The sequence below is a fragment of the Plantactinospora sp. B24E8 genome, from assembly GCF_039871735.1.
In the GTDB taxonomy this organism is placed as follows: Bacteria; Actinomycetota; Actinomycetes; order Mycobacteriales; family Micromonosporaceae; genus Plantactinospora.
In genome coordinates this window covers 58,509-74,274 of record NZ_JBDPMH010000022.1, presented here as the reverse complement: position 1 = coordinate 74,274, position 15,766 = coordinate 58,509, and the positions used below count along the sequence as shown (strand labels likewise).

General features: G+C 72.3%; 17 protein-coding genes. 7 read left to right on the top strand and 10 right to left on the bottom strand.

The features are described from left to right. Window positions 1-32: 32 nt before the first annotated feature. From ABGB21_RS25785 to ABGB21_RS25775, 3 genes are all read right to left on the bottom strand, one after another. Window positions 33-668 carry a uridine kinase gene (locus ABGB21_RS25785; protein WP_347679942.1) on the bottom strand — a complete coding sequence of 212 codons (636 nt, stop codon included), beginning with the start codon at window positions 666-668 and terminating at the stop codon, window positions 33-35. 99 nt (window positions 669-767) lie between these two features. Beyond that, a complete protein-coding gene (locus tag ABGB21_RS25780; RefSeq protein ID WP_347679940.1) occupies window positions 768-1,613 on the bottom strand; it encodes an ABC transporter permease subunit in 846 nt (281 codons plus the stop codon). Between the two features lie 38 nt (window positions 1,614-1,651). Further along, complete coding sequence (locus ABGB21_RS25775; RefSeq protein WP_347679938.1) at window positions 1,652-2,569, bottom strand: ATP-binding cassette domain-containing protein; 918 nt, start codon at window positions 2,567-2,569, stop codon at window positions 1,652-1,654. A 118-nt stretch (window positions 2,570-2,687) separates the two neighbouring features. Between ABGB21_RS25775 and ABGB21_RS25770 the strand changes: the two genes are divergently transcribed. Together ABGB21_RS25770 and ABGB21_RS25765 are read left to right on the top strand one after the other, a co-directional pair. After that, window positions 2,688-3,995: a histidine kinase gene (locus ABGB21_RS25770; protein WP_347657450.1), complete on the top strand. Its 1,308-nt coding sequence runs from the start codon at window positions 2,688-2,690 to the stop codon at window positions 3,993-3,995. 1 nt (window position 3,996) lies between these two features. Further along, a complete protein-coding gene (locus tag ABGB21_RS25765; RefSeq protein WP_347679936.1) occupies window positions 3,997-4,668 on the top strand; it encodes a response regulator transcription factor in 672 nt (223 codons plus the stop codon). An 18-nt stretch (window positions 4,669-4,686) separates the two neighbouring features. Here the strand turns inward: ABGB21_RS25765 and ABGB21_RS25760 are convergent, their stop codons facing one another. Continuing rightward, window positions 4,687-5,298, bottom strand: a complete 612-nt coding sequence (locus ABGB21_RS25760; protein ID WP_347657448.1) for a winged helix-turn-helix domain-containing protein — start codon at window positions 5,296-5,298, stop codon at window positions 4,687-4,689. Window positions 5,299-5,493: 195 nt separating this feature from the next. On the opposite strand from ABGB21_RS25760, the gene ABGB21_RS25755 reads away from it, so the two are divergent. Further along, window positions 5,494-6,414: an AEC family transporter gene (locus ABGB21_RS25755; RefSeq protein WP_347657447.1), complete on the top strand. Its 921-nt coding sequence runs from the start codon at window positions 5,494-5,496 to the stop codon at window positions 6,412-6,414. 51 nt (window positions 6,415-6,465) lie between these two features. Here the strand turns inward: ABGB21_RS25755 and ABGB21_RS25750 are convergent, their stop codons facing one another. The 3 genes from ABGB21_RS25750 to ABGB21_RS25740 form a co-directional block, all read right to left on the bottom strand. Further along, the gene (locus tag ABGB21_RS25750) at window positions 6,466-7,161 is read right to left on the bottom strand and encodes a winged helix-turn-helix domain-containing protein (RefSeq protein WP_347679934.1); all 696 of its coding nucleotides are present in this window, start codon (window positions 7,159-7,161) and stop codon (window positions 6,466-6,468) included. A 53-nt stretch (window positions 7,162-7,214) separates the two neighbouring features. Beyond that, complete coding sequence (locus ABGB21_RS25745) at window positions 7,215-7,661, bottom strand: rhodanese-like domain-containing protein (RefSeq protein ID WP_347657494.1); 447 nt, start codon at window positions 7,659-7,661, stop codon at window positions 7,215-7,217. Between the two features lie 148 nt (window positions 7,662-7,809). Continuing rightward, the gene (locus ABGB21_RS25740) at window positions 7,810-8,271 is read right to left on the bottom strand and encodes a cysteine dioxygenase family protein (RefSeq protein WP_347657445.1); all 462 of its coding nucleotides are present in this window, start codon (window positions 8,269-8,271) and stop codon (window positions 7,810-7,812) included. 193 nt (window positions 8,272-8,464) lie between these two features. Between ABGB21_RS25740 and ABGB21_RS25735 the strand changes: the two genes are divergently transcribed. Further along, complete coding sequence (locus ABGB21_RS25735; RefSeq protein ID WP_347679932.1) at window positions 8,465-9,400, top strand: hypothetical protein; 936 nt, start codon at window positions 8,465-8,467, stop codon at window positions 9,398-9,400. Window positions 9,401-9,430: 30 nt separating this feature from the next. On the opposite strand, the gene ABGB21_RS25730 is transcribed toward ABGB21_RS25735, so the two are convergent. Next, entirely contained in the window at window positions 9,431-10,129 is a 699-nt protein-coding gene (locus ABGB21_RS25730) for an N-acyl homoserine lactonase family protein (RefSeq protein WP_347657443.1), read from the bottom strand. 185 nt (window positions 10,130-10,314) lie between these two features. Between ABGB21_RS25730 and ABGB21_RS25725 the strand changes: the two genes are divergently transcribed. Further along, window positions 10,315-11,433, top strand: a complete 1,119-nt coding sequence (locus ABGB21_RS25725; protein WP_347679930.1) for a cellulose binding domain-containing protein — start codon at window positions 10,315-10,317, stop codon at window positions 11,431-11,433. Window positions 11,434-11,561: 128 nt separating this feature from the next. On the opposite strand, the gene ABGB21_RS25720 is transcribed toward ABGB21_RS25725, so the two are convergent. Further along, window positions 11,562-11,933: a signal peptidase I gene (locus tag ABGB21_RS25720; RefSeq protein WP_347657441.1), complete on the bottom strand. Its 372-nt coding sequence runs from the start codon at window positions 11,931-11,933 to the stop codon at window positions 11,562-11,564. A gap of 111 nt (window positions 11,934-12,044) precedes the next feature. Next, the gene (locus ABGB21_RS25715) at window positions 12,045-13,508 is read right to left on the bottom strand and encodes a hypothetical protein (protein ID WP_347679928.1); all 1,464 of its coding nucleotides are present in this window, start codon (window positions 13,506-13,508) and stop codon (window positions 12,045-12,047) included. A gap of 281 nt (window positions 13,509-13,789) precedes the next feature. Here ABGB21_RS25715 and ABGB21_RS25710 point away from each other — a divergent pair, with 281 nt between their 5' ends. Continuing rightward, a complete protein-coding gene (locus ABGB21_RS25710) occupies window positions 13,790-14,662 on the top strand; it encodes a glycosyltransferase (RefSeq protein ID WP_347657380.1) in 873 nt (290 codons plus the stop codon). A 45-nt stretch (window positions 14,663-14,707) separates the two neighbouring features. Beyond that, window positions 14,708-15,766, top strand: coding sequence for a glycosyltransferase (locus ABGB21_RS25705; protein WP_347657379.1), 1,059 nt, complete (start codon window positions 14,708-14,710; stop codon window positions 15,764-15,766).

The window sequence follows — 15,766 nt, the reverse complement described above, 5'->3', positions numbered from 1 at the left end:
GCCGTACGCGGCAAACCAGCCGTCTCCCGGCGTCACCCGTGCAGGGCGTCCACCACCGCCGGGTGGCGCGGGTCGTCCATCCGGACCAGCACGTCGGCGAAGGTGGCCGGGGCGACCTCCTCGGCGTACCGGGCGAAGGCGGGCAGCGTCCAGTGCCACTGGGCCGGGGTACGCCGGGCGAGCGCGCCGGTCGACAGCACCAGGTGGATGGTCAGGTCGAACGGCAGGCCGCCACCGAGCAGCAGGGCACCGCTGACCAGGACCACACCGTTGCGCGGAAGTGGCCGGTAGTCGGCGCGGGTGGCCCGGTCGGTCTCCGGATTCCACAGCGACGGCAGGATCCGGCCCGAGCCGGCCGGACCGGCGGGGTCGAGCACCTCGCGTCGCAGGCCCGCCTCGTCGAGCCAGCCCAGGTAGTAGGCGTCGGGGTTGGTCCGGCCCTGCTCGTAGCGCAACGACGCAGGCCGCAGGAAGTCTCGGGTGTCGACGCGGACCGCCGGACGGCCCCGGACCCGCAGCGGGTCGACCAGCGCGTCGGCGAGTCGGTCCGGCTCGGCGGCCGGCGGTCCGTCGACGGCGACCCGGAGCGGATGGTCGGCCGGCCCGCCGGCCATCCGCTCGGCCAGTTCGCTGACGAGCAGTTCGGGAGTGATCGGTCGGACCCGCACCCGATCATCCTGCCGCTTCGGCCCGAGGGCTCGCCCGGGAGCCCCCGCCGGACCGCCGGCGGCGCCCCACCGACGCCGTCAGGCGTCGCGCCTGCGCCGTCAGGCGTCGCGCCTGCGCAGGGTCAGGTAGCCGCCGAGCAGCGCCGCCGCGGTCCAGAGGGCGAGCAGGCCCACCCCGGTCCACGGCCCGTAGTCGCGCAGCCAGCGGGGGTCGTCCTGGGGCCCGGCCAGATGCATGATCACCCAGGTTGTCTGGTCCGGCAGGTACTGGGTGACCGTCCGCAGCCCCGGGATGTTGCCCAACCCCTGCGAGCCGAGCAGGAGGACCGGCAGCAGCACCGCCAGCGCCCACACCGAACTGCGCAGCAGGGCCGCCACACCGAGGGCGAAGAGGCCGAGCAGGGTGAGGTGCAGCCAGGCCCCGACGACCGCCGCCGACACTTCGTCGGTGCCGGACGGGACGGCGTACGGGCCGAGCACCGGCTGGGCGACGGCGAAGCTGGCCAGGGCGGTCACCAGTCCGACCACCGCGAGCGGCAGGGCCGCCGCGAGCACCTTGCCGGCGTACCAGAGGCCGCGCCTGGGAACCGCGAGCAGGCTGGCCCGGATCGTCCCGGAGCGGTACTCGGCGCCGACCACCAGGACTCCGAAGACCACCACGGCCAACTGTCCGAGGGTGACCCCGTAGAAGGTGGCGAAGAGCGGGTCGAAGGCCGCCTGCCGGTCGGCCGGCTGGCGGGGCAGACTCGTCCGGAAGCTGAGCGCGACCAGTGCGCTGATCCCGACGGTGACCGCAAGCGCCGGGACCAGGGTCCAGACGGTCGAGCGCAGGGTCACGATCTTGGTCAGTTCGGCGGCGACCACCGCGCGCAGCGGGCCGACCAGGCGCCACCGGGCCGGCTCCGCCAATGCCGGGTCGGCCCGGTCAACCGTTCCGGTACTCATCCCCGTCCCGCTCGTCCCCACGTTTCTCCCCGTCCCGCTCATCCGGATTCCCTCTCCGTCCGGCGGCGTGCCGTCGCCTCCTCGACAAGCCGCATGAACGCCTCCTCCAAGGACGCCGACCGCGCACCGATCTCGTGCACGGTGAGCTGGTGCGCCGCGACCAGCTCACCGACCCGGGGCGCCGACACGCCGTACGCGTGGACCGCGCCGTCCGGTCCGGTCCGGGTCTCGATTCCGGCGCCGGTCAACACGGCCCGCAGCCGCTCCGGCTCCGGGGTCCGCACCTGGACGTACCCGACGGAGTTGGCCTCGACGAACGCCCGCGTCCCGGTGTCGGCGAGCAGCCGTCCCCGGTCGATCACCACGAGGTGGTCGGCGGTGAGCGCCATCTCGCTCATCAGATGGCTGGAGACCAGCACCGTCCGACCCTCCGCCGCCAGTCCCCGCATCAGGTCACGGATCCACCGGATGCCCTCGGGATCGAGCCCGTTGACCGGTTCGTCGAAGAGCAGCACCGGAGGGTCCCCGAGCAGTGCGGCGGCGATGCCCAACCGTTGCCGCATGCCGAGGGAGAACCCGCCGACCCGGCGCCCCGCCACCGCCGCCAGCCCGACCAGTTCCAGCACCTCGGTTATCCGGGAGCGTGGAATCCGGTTGCTCCGGGCCAGCCAGAGCAGGTGGTGGTAGGCGCTGCGGCCCGGATGTGCCGCGCCCGACTCCAGCAGGGCGCCCACCCGACGCAACGGCGCGACCTCCCGGCGGTACGGGCGCCCGTCGATCAGCGCCTCGCCCCCGCTCGGCTGGTCGAGCCCGAGCAGCATCCGCATCGTCGTCGACTTGCCGGCCCCGTTCGGTCCGAGGAAGCCGGTGACCCGGCCGGGTCGGACCGTGCAGGAGAGCCGGTCGACCGCGACCACCCGCCCGTAGCGTTTGTGCAACTCGCGTACCTCGATCACGGCCGCCAGGCTAGGCGTCGACCGGGGCGGGAACAGTCCCCGAAAGTCGCCGACCCCACATCGGAAGTGGACTCCGGACCGGACCGGCCGGGGTCGTACCGGACGTAACCTGCAGGGCATGGTCCGCCATCTCCTCGCCGCCGCCGTGCTCGTCGCGGAGACGGTGCTCCTGGTCGCCGGGCACCCCGACCTCCCACCGGCGGTGGTGCCCGGCTACCTGCTGGCCGTCGGGCTGGTGATCGCGCTGCGGCAGCGCTGGCCGCTGGCCGCCTTTGCCGGCGCGCTGCTGCTGAACGCCCTGACCGGCACCTCGTACGTGCTGCTGAGCTGGGCCGCCTACCAGGTCGGGCGGGCCGGTCTGTCCCGTCGCGACGGTGGCCTGCTGGGGTGCGGCACCGTCGTCGCCCTGGCCAGCCAGCTCGGCTCGGCACCCGGGCCCTGGCCGGAGGCGGGCGGCCCGCTGGTCGTCACGTACCTCGTCTTCGTGGCGTTGCCGGTGCTGACCGGCCGGTACCTCAGCCAGCAGGAACAGCTGGTGTCGACGCTCCAGCGGCACAACCGGCAGCTCCGCCGGGAGCGGGAGCTCCTCGCCGAGCAGGAGCAGCTGCGCGAGCGGCTGCGGATCGCCCGGGACATGCACGACTCGCTCGGACACCGGCTCAGCCTGGTGTCCGTCCAGGCGGCGGCGCTGGAGGTCTCGGCACTGCCGCCGCCGCTGCGGGACACCGTGCGGGGCCTGGCGGGCGCCGTCCGGCAGGCCACCGACGACCTGTACGACCTGGTCGGCGCGTTGCGGGGCGGCCGGCCCGACGCCGGGCGGGACCCCGGCCTCGAGGCGGTCGACGCCCTGGTGACGGACTTCCGCGGCGCCGGTGTCCCGGTGACGCTGTCCCGTTCAGGGCCGGCCCGGCCGCTGTCCCGGACCGCCGGGCAGGCGGCGTACCGGGTGGTGCAGGAGGGACTCACGAACGCCGCCAAGCACGCCCCGGGACAACCGGTGACGGTACGCCTGCAGTGGGAGCCGGACGCCCTGCTGGTGGACCTGGTCAACCCGCTCGGTCCCGGTCTCCCGGAGCCCGACGACCGGCCATCGGCTCCCGGTGCCCTGCCGTCGACCGGACACGAGCTGACCGGACACGAGCTGACCGGACACGAGCCCACTGGACAGAGGCTCATTGGACACGGGCAGACTGGACACGGCCTCACCGGGCTCGGCGAACGGCTGGCGTCGGTCGGCGGGTTGGTCGAACACGGCCGCTCCGGGGACCGGTGGCGCCTCGCCGCGATGCTGCCGAGCGGCCCCGTGGTGCTCGACGAGGCGGAGTCGGCGCTGACCGTACCCGGCCGGCCGGTCGGACTGGGTGTCGCCGTCGCCGTCCTGATGTTCCTGCTGCTGCCGGCGAGTCTGCTGTTGGGAGGCCGCTGAGATGGTCCGGGTCCTGCTCGCCGACGACGAGCCGCTGATCCGGACCGGCATCCGGACCGTGCTGGAGTCGACCGGTGACATCGAGGTGGTCGCCGAGGCCGAGGACGGTCGGACGGCGGTCGAGGAGGCACTCCGGCGCCGTCCGGACGTGGCGCTGCTCGACATCAGGATGCCGGCGCTGGACGGTCTGGCGGCGATGGAGGAACTCGACCGTCGGCTCCCCGGGCTGCGCGTCGTGCTGCTGACCTCGTTCGGCGCCGAACCGAACGTGCTGCGGGCGGTCCAGCACCGGGTCGCCGGTTTTGTGCTGAAGACCTGTACGCCCGACGAACTGATCCGGGCGGTCCGGGCCGCGTACGACGGCGACGTCTACCTCTCCCCCGGGGTGACCCGGCTGTTGGTCGGCCTGGTCTCCCCGGTCGCGGTCACCCGTCGCCGGCACGCCACCGAACGGCTGGCGGCGCTGAGCCCACGGGAGGTCGACGTGCTGCGGCTGGTGGCGGAGGGGCTCTCCAACGCCGACGTGGGCCGGCGGTTGCGGATGAGCGAGGCGAGCATCAAGACGTACGTGAGTCGGATCCTCACCAAACTGGACTGCGCGAACCGGGTCCAGGCGGCGCTGCTGGCCCGGGACGCCGGCCTACCGGGTCAGGAGGGCGCTGGCGGGTGGTGAGACCCGGGTCCGGCCGGCTCAGCCGTTGCGGTCGATGGTCACCACGGCGTCGTCGGCGAGCCGGTAGCCCACGCCGTACACGGTGGTGATCAGGGGCAGGTCGGTGCCGACCTTGCCCCGGAGCCGTCGGATGTGCACGTCGACGGTACGCAGACCGGTGTGCTCGTATCCCCAGACCGCCGCCAGCAGCTGGAGCCGGGTGAAGACCCGGCGTGGGTTGTCGACCAGGTGCATCAGCAGGTCGAACTCGAGACGGGTCAACGGCAGCGGATCGCCGTCCAGCAGGACGGACCGGGAGGCGGCGAGGATACGCAGGCTGCGTGGGGTCGACTCCGGTGGCGGCGGGGCGGCCGGCGGGGCCGGTGCCGGCTCGGCACGTCGTTCCACCACGGCGGGTACGACGCCGCTGACCGTCGCCTCGCCCCGCTCGACGAGTTCCCGGGCGGCTTCGAGCAGCCGGCGGGCCGGGGCGGTCAGCGACTCCTCACCACCGTTGAGCGGGATGGAGAGTGTCACCGTGAGCGTCGGCGAGGCGGGACCCGGACGTCGTGACGCGCCAGGCGGTCTGCCGGGTCCGGCCGGTTGGCTGAGCTGCCATCCGGCGCGGGACGAGGTGGGGCTGACCGACATGCTTCTCCTTGGCTGCTCCGGGTGTTTCCCCCCGCGGCCCGAAACGCCGCCTGGTCGATGCTTCCGGGCACCAGGGCGAGGGTCAAGGGGACACGGCGTTGCTTGACTGTGACAATCGACAAACTCAACGGAATCACTTGCTTGCTCTTAGTACCAGATCTTGTCGATCACCGTGCACCGGGCAGGATGGTCGGGGTGCGGGGTGTGCTGGCGGGGTTCGCGGTGATCTGGACGGTCACCCTGGTCGGTTATCTCGTCGGCCGGTACGCCCTGCTCGGTACCGAGGGCACCACGGTGGTCGCCCGGCTGGTGTTTCTGATCGCCACCCCGGCCCTGCTGTTCAGCACCCTCGCCCGGTCCACAGTGGCCGACATGGTCACGCCCGCGCTGGCCGCGTTCGTGCTGAGCACCGTGCTCGTGGCCGCGATCTACCTGCTCGTCGCCCGGTACGTCTGGCACCGGGGCACCGGGGAGGCGGTGGTCGGCGCCCTCTGCGCGTCGTACGTCAACGCCGCCAACCTCGGCATCCCGGTCGCCGCGTACGTGCTGGGCGACGTCTCGTTCGTCGCCCCGGTCCTGATCTTCCAGGTGCTGGTCGCGGCCCCGCTCGCGCTGGCCGTGCTGGACCTCACGACGGCCCACCGGCGGCCCTCACTGCGTCGGCTGGTCCTGCTGCCGACCCGGAACCCGATCATGCTGGGCTGCGCGGCCGGCCTGGCCGTCGCCGTCTCGGGGTGGACGCCGCCGGCCGAGGTGCTCCGCCCGTTCGAACTCGTCGGCTCGGCGGCGGTGCCGTTGGCGCTGCTCGCACTCGGCATGTCACTGCCGGGCAGCCGGCCGCTGGCCGCCGCCGACGCCGGAGCGCGGTACCTGGCCGTCGCCCTGAAGGTGCTGGTGCAGCCGGCGCTGGCGTACGTGCTGGCCCGGTTCGTCCTGCACCTGACCGGGCCGGCCCTGCTCGCGGCGGTGGTGACCTCGGCGCTGCCAACCGCGCAGAACGTCTTCGTCTTCGCCACCCACTACCGGCAGGCCCGCTCACTGGCCCGGGACGTGGTGGTGCTCTCCACCGTGGCCGGGGCCGTCTCGCTCGTCGGGATCGCCGCCTGGCTGGGCTGACCGCCGCCGGGCGCGGCTCAGCCGGGACTCAACACCGGGCCGCCCGATCGCTCACTCCGGATCCTCGACCCGGACCCGGGCGTCGTCGGCGAGCCGGTAGCCCACCCCGTGCACCGTGGTGACCAACGGCGTCAGCTCGCCCACCTTGGCTCGCAACCGACGGACGTGCACGTCCACCGTGCGGGCCACGGCGTGCTGGTAACCCCAGACGCTGGCCAGCAACTGGGTCCGGGTGAAGACCCGACGCGGATGCCGGGCCAGGAAGAGCAGCAGGTCGTACTCGAGTCGGGTCAACGGCAGGGACAGCCCACCACGCAGTACGGTCCGTGGACCGGTGAGCACCCGCAACGGTTCGGGACCGGCGGCGCCGCTGTCGGCCGCGCCGTCGGTCGTGGACCTCCCCTGGTCGGCGGCGCCGACGGCGGGCCGGGTGGGATCGGTTACGTCGTCGGCGGGCCGGTCCGCGACGTCGCCCGGCCGGTCCGACCCGGCGGTACGGGCCGAAAGGTCGGTGACCGGAGAGTGGTCGGCGACGCCGGTCACCGCCAGCGTGCCGCCCTGGTCGGCGAGGTCTCGGGCCAGTTCGAGCAGGATGGCGAGCTGTGCCGGCAGCCGCTCGCCGGCCAACGGGACCTCCAGGGTGAGCCGGAGGGTCGCGGCGTCCGGCAGAACCGACCGACGACGGGTCGTGGGACGACCCGGTCCTCCCGGGGAGGGGGTGCGCGGGTGGATGGCGACGACCGACATGGAGAACTCCTCTGTGGACTGCGGCCCGTCTCGTCCCGCGCGGTGGCGCGGGTTCAGGTGAAGGCGTGCCGGGCGGTGGCCGGCACGGAGATGGTCGGCTGGGCGAAGAGGTCGACCGGCCCGAAGGCCGGCAGACCGGCCACCCGCCAGGCGACGAAGCCGCCGACGACGTCGGTCGCCCGGTGCAGGCCGAGGTCCTGCAGCGCGGCGGCGGCCAGTGCGGACGTGTAACCCTCCTGGCAGTAGACGATGACCGGTAGGTCGTACCGGTGGGCGACGGGCAGACGACTGGTGCTGCGTGGATCGAACCGCCACTCCAGTACGTTGCGGTCGACGATCAACGCGCCGGGAATGGTTCCGGTGGCGGCCCGCTGGGCGGCGGGACGGATGTCCACCAGGACGGCACCGGCCCGGGCGGCCAGGTGCGCCTGCTCCGGATCGAGCCGCCGTAGCCGTCGGCGCGCGGCGGCGAGGATCTCGTCGATGCTCCGGGAGCCCACCGGAGCCGTCGTGCGACGACAGCATCCGGCCTCGTCGCGGAGGTTGCTCAGTTCCACTCGTACGGTCCTTCCCGTCCTGTCCGGCGTGTCGCCGGCCCTGCTCCGCCCGGGCCGGCCGAATGACCCCGACGCACGGCGCCGCCGCCGTTCACCAGGCGACCCCCGCCTCGGCCACCTCGACCGCCCGCAGCTCGCCACCCTCCAGCCGGTAACTGGTCATCCGGAGCAGTGCCGGGCGGTAGACGTGCACGCTCACCGCCGGTCGGTCCGTGTGGTTCGCCACCCGGTGCACGTGGTGCGGGCCGAACCGACGGCCGGCGCCGGCACCGAGTTCCCTCGGACGCAACCGGCCACGGTCCACAATCTCCTCGGTGAGAGAGCCGGCGGCGACCAGGAAGGCGCCGGCCGACCCGCCGTGGTCGTGCAGCTCGGTCTGCTGGCCGGGCAGCCAGGTGAGCAGCCACACCTCGTGGTCGTCCGCGTGGGCGAGCCGGTGGTACCAACGCCGTGCCGGATCAAGACGCAGGGGCACCGGCCAGCCGGTCAGGCCGCCGGCGTCCGCGGCGAACCGGCGGGCGACGGCGAGCGGATCGGAGATTCCGGAGATCATGGGTACGTCCTCGGGAGCCGGTACCAAGGTCGGTCACGATGATAGCCCATAAAACCTATCTGCTTTGTAGGTTTTTCCACAAGCCGCTCCCCGACGATCCCGCACCCGTTGGCGCGATACCGCTCCGGTCAGCCGCCGTGGATCTTGTCGCGCCTGGCTACTGTGAGGCCCGGGCGACCAGGAGGTGCCGGTGGTGGAGGAACGGACGGACGACAACCACGAACCCGCCGCCGAGGCGGAGAGCGCGGCGAGGCCCACCTGGACCGCGAGACGACGCAGGCAACCGGTCGGCGCCGTGCTCGGCGCCGCGCTCGTCACCCTCGCCTCGGTCGCGACCTGGTACATCGACCACCGCGCCGAGTCGCTGGACGCCGAACAGGAGGCGCGGGACCGGGCCGTCTTCGCCGAGGTCTGCACCGATCCCGTCCGGGCCGCCGCCCTCGTCGCCAACACCCCGTCCCTCGCCAGCACCTGCCCCGTCGGCCTGCGCCACCTGCTGTCGATCGCGGCGGCCGAGGTGGACCCGGGCCCGGAACTCCTGAACGCCTATCTGGACCGGCTCCTCACGTTGCTGGACGCCCGGACCCCGAGTGACGTCACGCCGTACCTCGGTGCGCTGCACCGCGACGACGTCCACAGCGCCGGCCTCGACGAACTGCACCGCAACGCCCGACGCTGCCAGGTGCTGCTGCCGACCGGCCCGCCACCACCGGCGACACCCCGCCCGACCGGCAACTTCTGGGACGACTGGCAGCGCCTCGAGGTCGTCGCGCAACCCCGGTCGGTCCGGACGACCGTCGAGCCGGGCGGACGCGTCGTCGTCACGGCACGGGTGGTCGACACCACGCCGGCCTGTCTGACCCGTCCCACGCTCGAGTCGACCCCACCGCCGCGGTTCACCGGCACCACGGCACTGACCCTCTCCTTCGTCACCGGCACCGGTCCGAGCGGTGAACAGGTGTGGCTGCTCGACCACCTCGACGCCTGTCCGGTCCGGCCGGACCCGCTGGCCGCCGAACCCGTGGTCGACACGTACACGCTGACCCGGCGCCGGTCGATCCGCGAGGACGTCACCGATTCCCTCTTCCGCTACGCGGGCAGCAGCTGCCCCCGGGCTGCCGGCCGCTGACCGGGGAAGCCCGGTCCCGCCGCGGTACACCTACGACGGCTCCCAGACGGCGCCGTCGTGGGCGAACAGCACCCGGGCCGGGTCGAGGTCGACCAGCCGGGCCAGCCACCGCGGCACCGGCGGCAACGGGGCGGCCACCCCGTCCCGGGACGCCCGCAACGCCAACTCGTCCGAGGCGTACCCGGAGGCGAAGTCCCGGGCCTGACCGGCCAGGATCACCGTGCCGTCCGGCTGCCGCACGGACAGGGACTGGTGCCCGACGGTGTGCCCGGCGGTGGGAATCACCAGGACCCCGGGCCAGAGCTCGGCCTCGCCGTCGAGCTCCTCGTACCGGGCGCCGGGAAAGTCGACCAGTTCGGCGACGGTGTGCCCGGGCGCCCGGGCGGCGGCCAACTCGGCCCGCTGTACGACGATCGGACGGCCGCCCAGCGAACGGTTCCCGCCACAGTGGTCGAAGTGCAGGTGGCAGTTGACGACCAGCGAGACGTCCTCCGGGCGTACTCCGGCGGCGGCGAGCGCGGCGACCAGCGCACGCCGCCGTGGCCGGTAGTGCGCCTCCGTCTCCGGATCGGCCGCACCGATACCGGTGTCGAAGAGGATCAGACCCTCGGGCCGACGGACCAGGTAGCCGTAGACCGGCTCGACCCGGGGATGTGGCCCGCCGACCTCCTCGGCCGGTCGCACGAAGTAGCCGAGGTCGAGTCGTCGCACGGTGCCACCGTCCGTCATCACCTCATCCTCGGCGCCGGCAGCGCACCGTCAAGACCGGTTCACCAGCAGCGTAACGGCCGACACCACACCGGCAGCGCGCCGGAAACTTGACCGGTTGAGTTGACCTACCGTGACCTGCTTCAATATCCACCGGGAGCACCGGGCCGTCACGTACCACCCCATCACCGTGACAGGAGATCACCATGCTCCGCAGGCCCCTGCTCGGCGCCGCCCTGGCCGCGCTCGTCGTCGCCCTCGGCACGATCGTCCCCACCGGACCGGCGCTACCGGCCGCCCCCGCCCCGGTCCGGGTCATGCCGCTCGGCGACTCGATCACCGGATCGCCCGGCTGCTGGCGCGCCATCCTCTGGAACCGGTTGCAGAACACCGGGTACACCAACATCGACTTCGTCGGCACCCTCGGCCCGCAGGGCTGCGGACAGCCGTACGACGGTGACAACGAAGGGCACGGCGGCGCCCTGGTCACCACCGTGGCCGACCAGAACCAGTTGCCGGCCTGGCTGTCGACGACCCGCCCGGACGTCGTCCTGATGCACTTCGGCACCAACGACGTCTGGAGCAACCGGGCACCGGCCACCATCCTGGCCGCGTACGGCAAACTCGTCGACCAGATGCGGGTCAGCAACCCGGGTATGCGGATCCTGGTCGCGAAGATAATCCCGATGGCCCCGGCCACCTGCGCCGAGTGTGGCCAGCGGGTTGTCGCGTTGAACAACGCCATCGGCGGCTGGGCGTCGTCGAAGACCACCGCCCGGTCGCCGATCGTGGTGGTCGACCAGTGGACCGGCTTCAGCACCGGCAGCGACACCTACGACGGCGTCCATCCCAACGCCGCCGGCGACCAGAAGGTGTCCGACCGGTGGTACCCGGCGCTGACCGCCGTACTGGACGGGGTCACGCCGACCCCGCCGCCGACCGTCGTACCGACCACACCCACCGGCACCCCGCCCACGCCGCCCGTCACCCCGACGGCGGCGCCGAGTACACCGCCGGCCGGCGGTGCCTGTGTCGCCACCTACCGGACCACCGGCCAGTGGCAGGGCGGCTTCCAGGGTGAGGTCAGCGTCCGGAACAACGGCACCTCGGCGAGTCGATCCTGGACCGCGCAGCTCTCCTTCCCCGCCGGACAGCGGGTCAGCCAGGCGTGGAACGCCGAAGTCAGCCAGAGCGGCACCGTCGCCACCGCCCGCAACGTGGGCTGGAACGGGGCGCTGGGCGGCGGCGGGTCGACCACCTTCGGTTTCATCGGCAGCTGGACCGGCAGCAACCCGGCACCGACGGTCGGCTGCACCCTCGGCTGACCGACCGCGCCACGCCGACCGGGGCCGACGTGACACTCCTCGTCGACCCAGTGCGCCCCGGCGTTCCGGGACTCCGCGCGGGACACGCCGGGGACCGGCCCTGGTCGGCCCGGGACGGCGGTGCGGGGTCAGTCGGCCGCGACCCGGTAACCGGGGACCGACGGCCACCGGACGGTGAGCACCACCGCCTCCTCCGGCGCGTACCACGAGTGGTCGATGCCCGGCCCCCAGACGACGTAGTCACCGGGCTCGGCGAGGGTGACCCCGCGCCCCCGGAACTCCATCCGGAACCGGCCGGAGACCAGCACCAGCAGCGCCGTTCGCCGCTCGCCGGTGACCCACTCCGCCCGGGTGTCGCCGGCCGGGTGCATCCCCCACTTCACCTCGACGTCGGTGCTGTGCCGCACGTCCACCCCGGCCGGCATGAAGTGGCCGAGCAACCAGCCGCCGTTCCCGGCGCCGTCCTTGGCCGCGTTGCCGACGTAGATCCCCTCGTCCAACCGTCCTCCCCTCACCGGTCGGGCAAGGTACCACGCGGGCGGGCCGGCCCCGGACGCGGAGCGGCCCGGCCCCCGCGAGCGGGAACCGGGCCGTTCCGTCGTGCCTGGCGCCTACCGGCCACCCAGGTAGGTGGGCTGGGTCTGCGGGTTGAACTCCTTGAACTTGGTCAGCTGCGCGCTCCACAGCCGCCAGTCCCGTACCTCCAGGACGTCCAGACCCTTCTGGATGTCGTTGGAGTAGATGTGGCCGTTGTACCAGTACGCCGACCACGAGCCGCCGATGATCCGCTCGGTCTCGGAGAGCGGGCCCCGCTCCCAGTAACCGAGTTCCACCGGACGGGCGGAGTTGGTGAAGTCCCACACCGAGATACCGCCCTGGTACCACGCCTGGACCATGATGTCCCGACCCAGCACCGGGATCAGCGAGCCGTTGTGGGCGACGCAGTTCTCCAGCGAGGTGTTCAGTCGCGGAATCTTGAAGTAGCTCCGGAAGACCAGCTCGCGCCCGTCCCCGCGACCGGTGATGTCGTAGATGGCGTCCGCGCCCCGGGTCGGCTCCACCGACTCGACGCAGGTCGCGCCGCTGCCGCCGCCGAGTTCGTCGGTGAAGACCACCTTGGTGCCGGCGTTGTTGAAGGTAGCCGAGTGCCAGAACGCGAAGTTCGTGGTGTCCCGGACCCGGTTGATCACCCGCGGCTTCTCACGGTCGCGGATGTCCATCAGGATGCCGTCACCCATGCAGGCGCCGGCGGCCAGGTCCTTGCTCGCGAAGACGGTGATGTCGTGGCAGCCGCTCGTGGTCGAGCTGCCGTTGCCACCCGGGTTACCACCGTTGTCGGCGGCGAAGAGGTCCGGCACGGCCACCACGGCGGCCTGGGTCGGCTTCTTCACCGGCACCTTGATGATCGAGATCGAGTCGTGCGGCGTCGGGCACCCGGCGTAGGTGCTGGACGGCCCGTACGACGAGACGTAGAGGTAGACCGCCTTCCGGTCCTTACCGGGCACCAGGGTGTGGGTGTGCGAGCCGCACGCGGTCTGGACCGACTTGATGTACCGGGGCGCCTTCTTGTTCTTGATGTCGAAGATCTTGATGCCCTCCCACACCGTCTGGCTGCTCGGCACGCTCGTGCTGCTGCACGAGTCGTCGCTGCGCGGCGAGTCGGTGGAGAGGAACAGCAGGTCACCGTAGACGGTGATGTCGTTCTGCGACCCGGGGCAGAGCACCTGGGACACAATGGACGGTCGCGCCGGGTTCTTGACGTCGTAGATGACAAAACCGTCGTAGTTGCCCGCGAAGACGTACCGGTCCTGGAAGGCCAGGTCGGAGTTGAGCGCGGCCTGGGTGTTGAACGGACCCGGCTTGGGGACGTTGGCGATCTGCCGCAGGTTCGAGCTGCTGGAGATCTCGTCCACACCGGGCGGACCGGCCGTGGCCGTACCGGCCTGCTCCGTTGTGGACGATGCCGGACTGGCGCTGCTTGCCGGGGCTACGGCCGTGCTCGCCACCAGGAGAGCGAGCGCGCCGAGCCCGACGATCCGGAGTCGCCGCGGCCCTTGTGGGGGGAATCTGAACATCTGGCGGCACCCTTCGAAAGGGGTTTACGAATGTCCAGACCTTACCTGGACCAGCCTGCCGTCGATGTGATCCGGCTCACATTATTGACCATGATCGGAACTGGTGGGCCGACGCCGCCGACCGTGCACGTGCCGGCCCTCGCCGCCCGCGACCGGACCGCCACGAGCGGTACGTCCCATCGCCACGAGTGGTACGCCACGCCACCCCACGCGCTCGCCTTGATCGTCCGACCACAGTCGACCGACCCTAGGATGGGGACTCCGGGCGCGAGGAGGAGTCGATGTACTCCGTCGGCATCTGTATCGACGAAGGCTACTTCCTGCCCGCGCTGGCCACCCTGACCTCCCTGGCCGACAGCCGGGGACCGGCCGAGGTCAGGTCCATCGGCGTGCGCGTGCTGACCACCGACCTGGCCCGCAGCCGCGCCGCCACCATGGCCGCGGTCGTACACCGCCTCGGCTTCGGCTCCTTCGACCTGCGATGGCAGCGCACCGACGCGCACTGGCGCCTGGCGAGCTGCGGTCACATTTCCGCGGCGACGTACCTGCGTTTCGGCTTCACCCGTCGGTTCGTCGACCGCCCGCACTTCGTCTACCTCGACGCCGACCTGCTCGTCCTCGGTGACCTCTCCGGTCCGTTCGACTCGCTGGCCACCGGCCAGGTCGCCCTCGTACGCGACCGGCTGGTGCACGCCGTCGGTCGGGGTCAGGCCCTGCCCGGGGTGGTGCAACGCTGGCCGTCGTTCGCGGGCCGGCCGTACTACAACGCCGGCGTCATGTGGTGCGCGAGCGAGACCCTGCCCGGGCTGCGTGGGCACATCGCGACCATCATGGCTCGCGCGCAACAGCACATACACTTCAACGACCAGGACGCGCTGAACCTCTGGGCGCTGTTCTCCGGCGCGGTCGTGCCGGCCGGAGCGGCCTGGAACACCTTCGAACTGGAACGCTTCGAAGAGGGCGCCCACCTGTCGGACAACTCCGGCAGCGCCGATCCCGTCGTACTCCACTTCGTCGGCCCCGACAAGCCATGGCAACGGACGTGCCCGCCGTGTCGTGGGGTGAGGCTCTACCGTTCGTACCTCACGGCGGCGCGGCGGCTCACCAGCCAGGTCGGCGACCGGATCGCCGACCTTCCGCCGCTCGGCGGGTAGTGCGCGGGCCGGGTCCGACCGACCGCCGCAGGCTGAGGAGGTTCGTTGGTACAGGTACGGGGGCTGACCATCTGCATACCCACCCACCGAGGTCGCGGCCGCTACGTCTCGGCACTGCTCACGTCATTGGCCGCGCCCAGGCGGACGCTGTCGATTCCGGTCGAGATCATCGTTGTCGACGATTCGCCCGACGAGGAGTTCCGCGCACTCGACCGCCGCTGTGCCGAGCTGGCCGTCCGGCACCTGCGCGGCCCGCGACCGGCCGGTGCGAAACGCAACCTCGCCGCGCGCGAGGCTCGCTTCGACCTCCTGTTGTTCATCGACTCCGACTGCCTCGCGACTCCCGACCTGCTCTCCGGTCACGTCGACGCTATCCGGGCCGCCGCGCCCGACGTGGCGGGGGTGGTCGGCGCGACCGTCGCCCTCGACGACGGGCCACGGGACTGGCAGCCCATCGACTTCAGCCGCTGGTGCCGGTCGGACGCCCACCCGCCGGACGGACCGGTCGTCTGGGGGCCGACCAGCAACCTGTCCATCCTCCGTGCGGTCTTCCTGCGCCTCGGCGGATTCGACGAGGACATCTTCACCCCCGTCGGCGGCGAGGACGTCGACCTGGGCGCGCGCCTCTGCGACCACGGCTACCGCTGGATCGCCGGCCCGCGGGCGGTTGTCCTGCACCGACGCGACGCCACCGGCCGACTCACCCAGATCCTCAACAAGCAGTTCACGTACGGGCGGGCCGACGTCTTCCTGACCTCGCGCCACCAGGCACGACGGCGGTGGCGGGCCAACCCGTTCGTCCTCGGTGTCATCGCCGGGCTGACCTGCCTACCGTTCACGGGTCCGGCACCACTGATCGGGATACTGGTTCTCCTCGGGCCGCCGTTGGCGTACCTCGCCGTCGACCTGGCTCGCCGCGACCTGCGCAGGACCGCCGACCCGACCCGACACGGCGGATTCCCACCGCGTGCCGGGGGCCGTCTGGCCCACCTCGCCCGCCACGTGTCGGGAGTACTGGTGGACCTCTCGTTCGACGCCGGGGTCGCGTGGGAGGCCCTCCGTCGCGGTCGCCCCCTGCTGGCGCTACGCCGATTCTCCTACTGA

Excerpts from the sequence above, each read along its gene's own strand:
- ABGB21_RS25765 (WP_347679936.1), top strand. The coding sequence starts at position 3,997 with ATGGTCCGGGTCCTGCTCGCCGACGACGAGCCGCTGATCCGGACCGGC.
- ABGB21_RS25730 (WP_347657443.1), bottom strand. The coding sequence starts at position 10,129 with ATGACGGACGGTGGCACCGTGCGACGACTCGACCTCGGCTACTTCGTG.
- ABGB21_RS25715 (WP_347679928.1), bottom strand. The coding sequence starts at position 13,508 with ATGTTCAGATTCCCCCCACAAGGGCCGCGGCGACTCCGGATCGTCGGG.
- ABGB21_RS25770 (WP_347657450.1), top strand. The coding sequence starts at position 2,688 with ATGGTCCGCCATCTCCTCGCCGCCGCCGTGCTCGTCGCGGAGACGGTG.
- ABGB21_RS25710 (WP_347657380.1), top strand. The coding sequence starts at position 13,790 with ATGTACTCCGTCGGCATCTGTATCGACGAAGGCTACTTCCTGCCCGCG.
- ABGB21_RS25725 (WP_347679930.1), top strand. The coding sequence starts at position 10,315 with ATGCTCCGCAGGCCCCTGCTCGGCGCCGCCCTGGCCGCGCTCGTCGTC.
- ABGB21_RS25760 (WP_347657448.1), bottom strand. The coding sequence starts at position 5,298 with ATGTCGGTCAGCCCCACCTCGTCCCGCGCCGGATGGCAGCTCAGCCAA.
- ABGB21_RS25780 (WP_347679940.1), bottom strand. The coding sequence starts at position 1,613 with ATGAGTACCGGAACGGTTGACCGGGCCGACCCGGCATTGGCGGAGCCG.
- ABGB21_RS25750 (WP_347679934.1), bottom strand. The coding sequence starts at position 7,161 with ATGTCGGTCGTCGCCATCCACCCGCGCACCCCCTCCCCGGGAGGACCG.
- ABGB21_RS25740 (WP_347657445.1), bottom strand. The coding sequence starts at position 8,271 with ATGATCTCCGGAATCTCCGATCCGCTCGCCGTCGCCCGCCGGTTCGCC.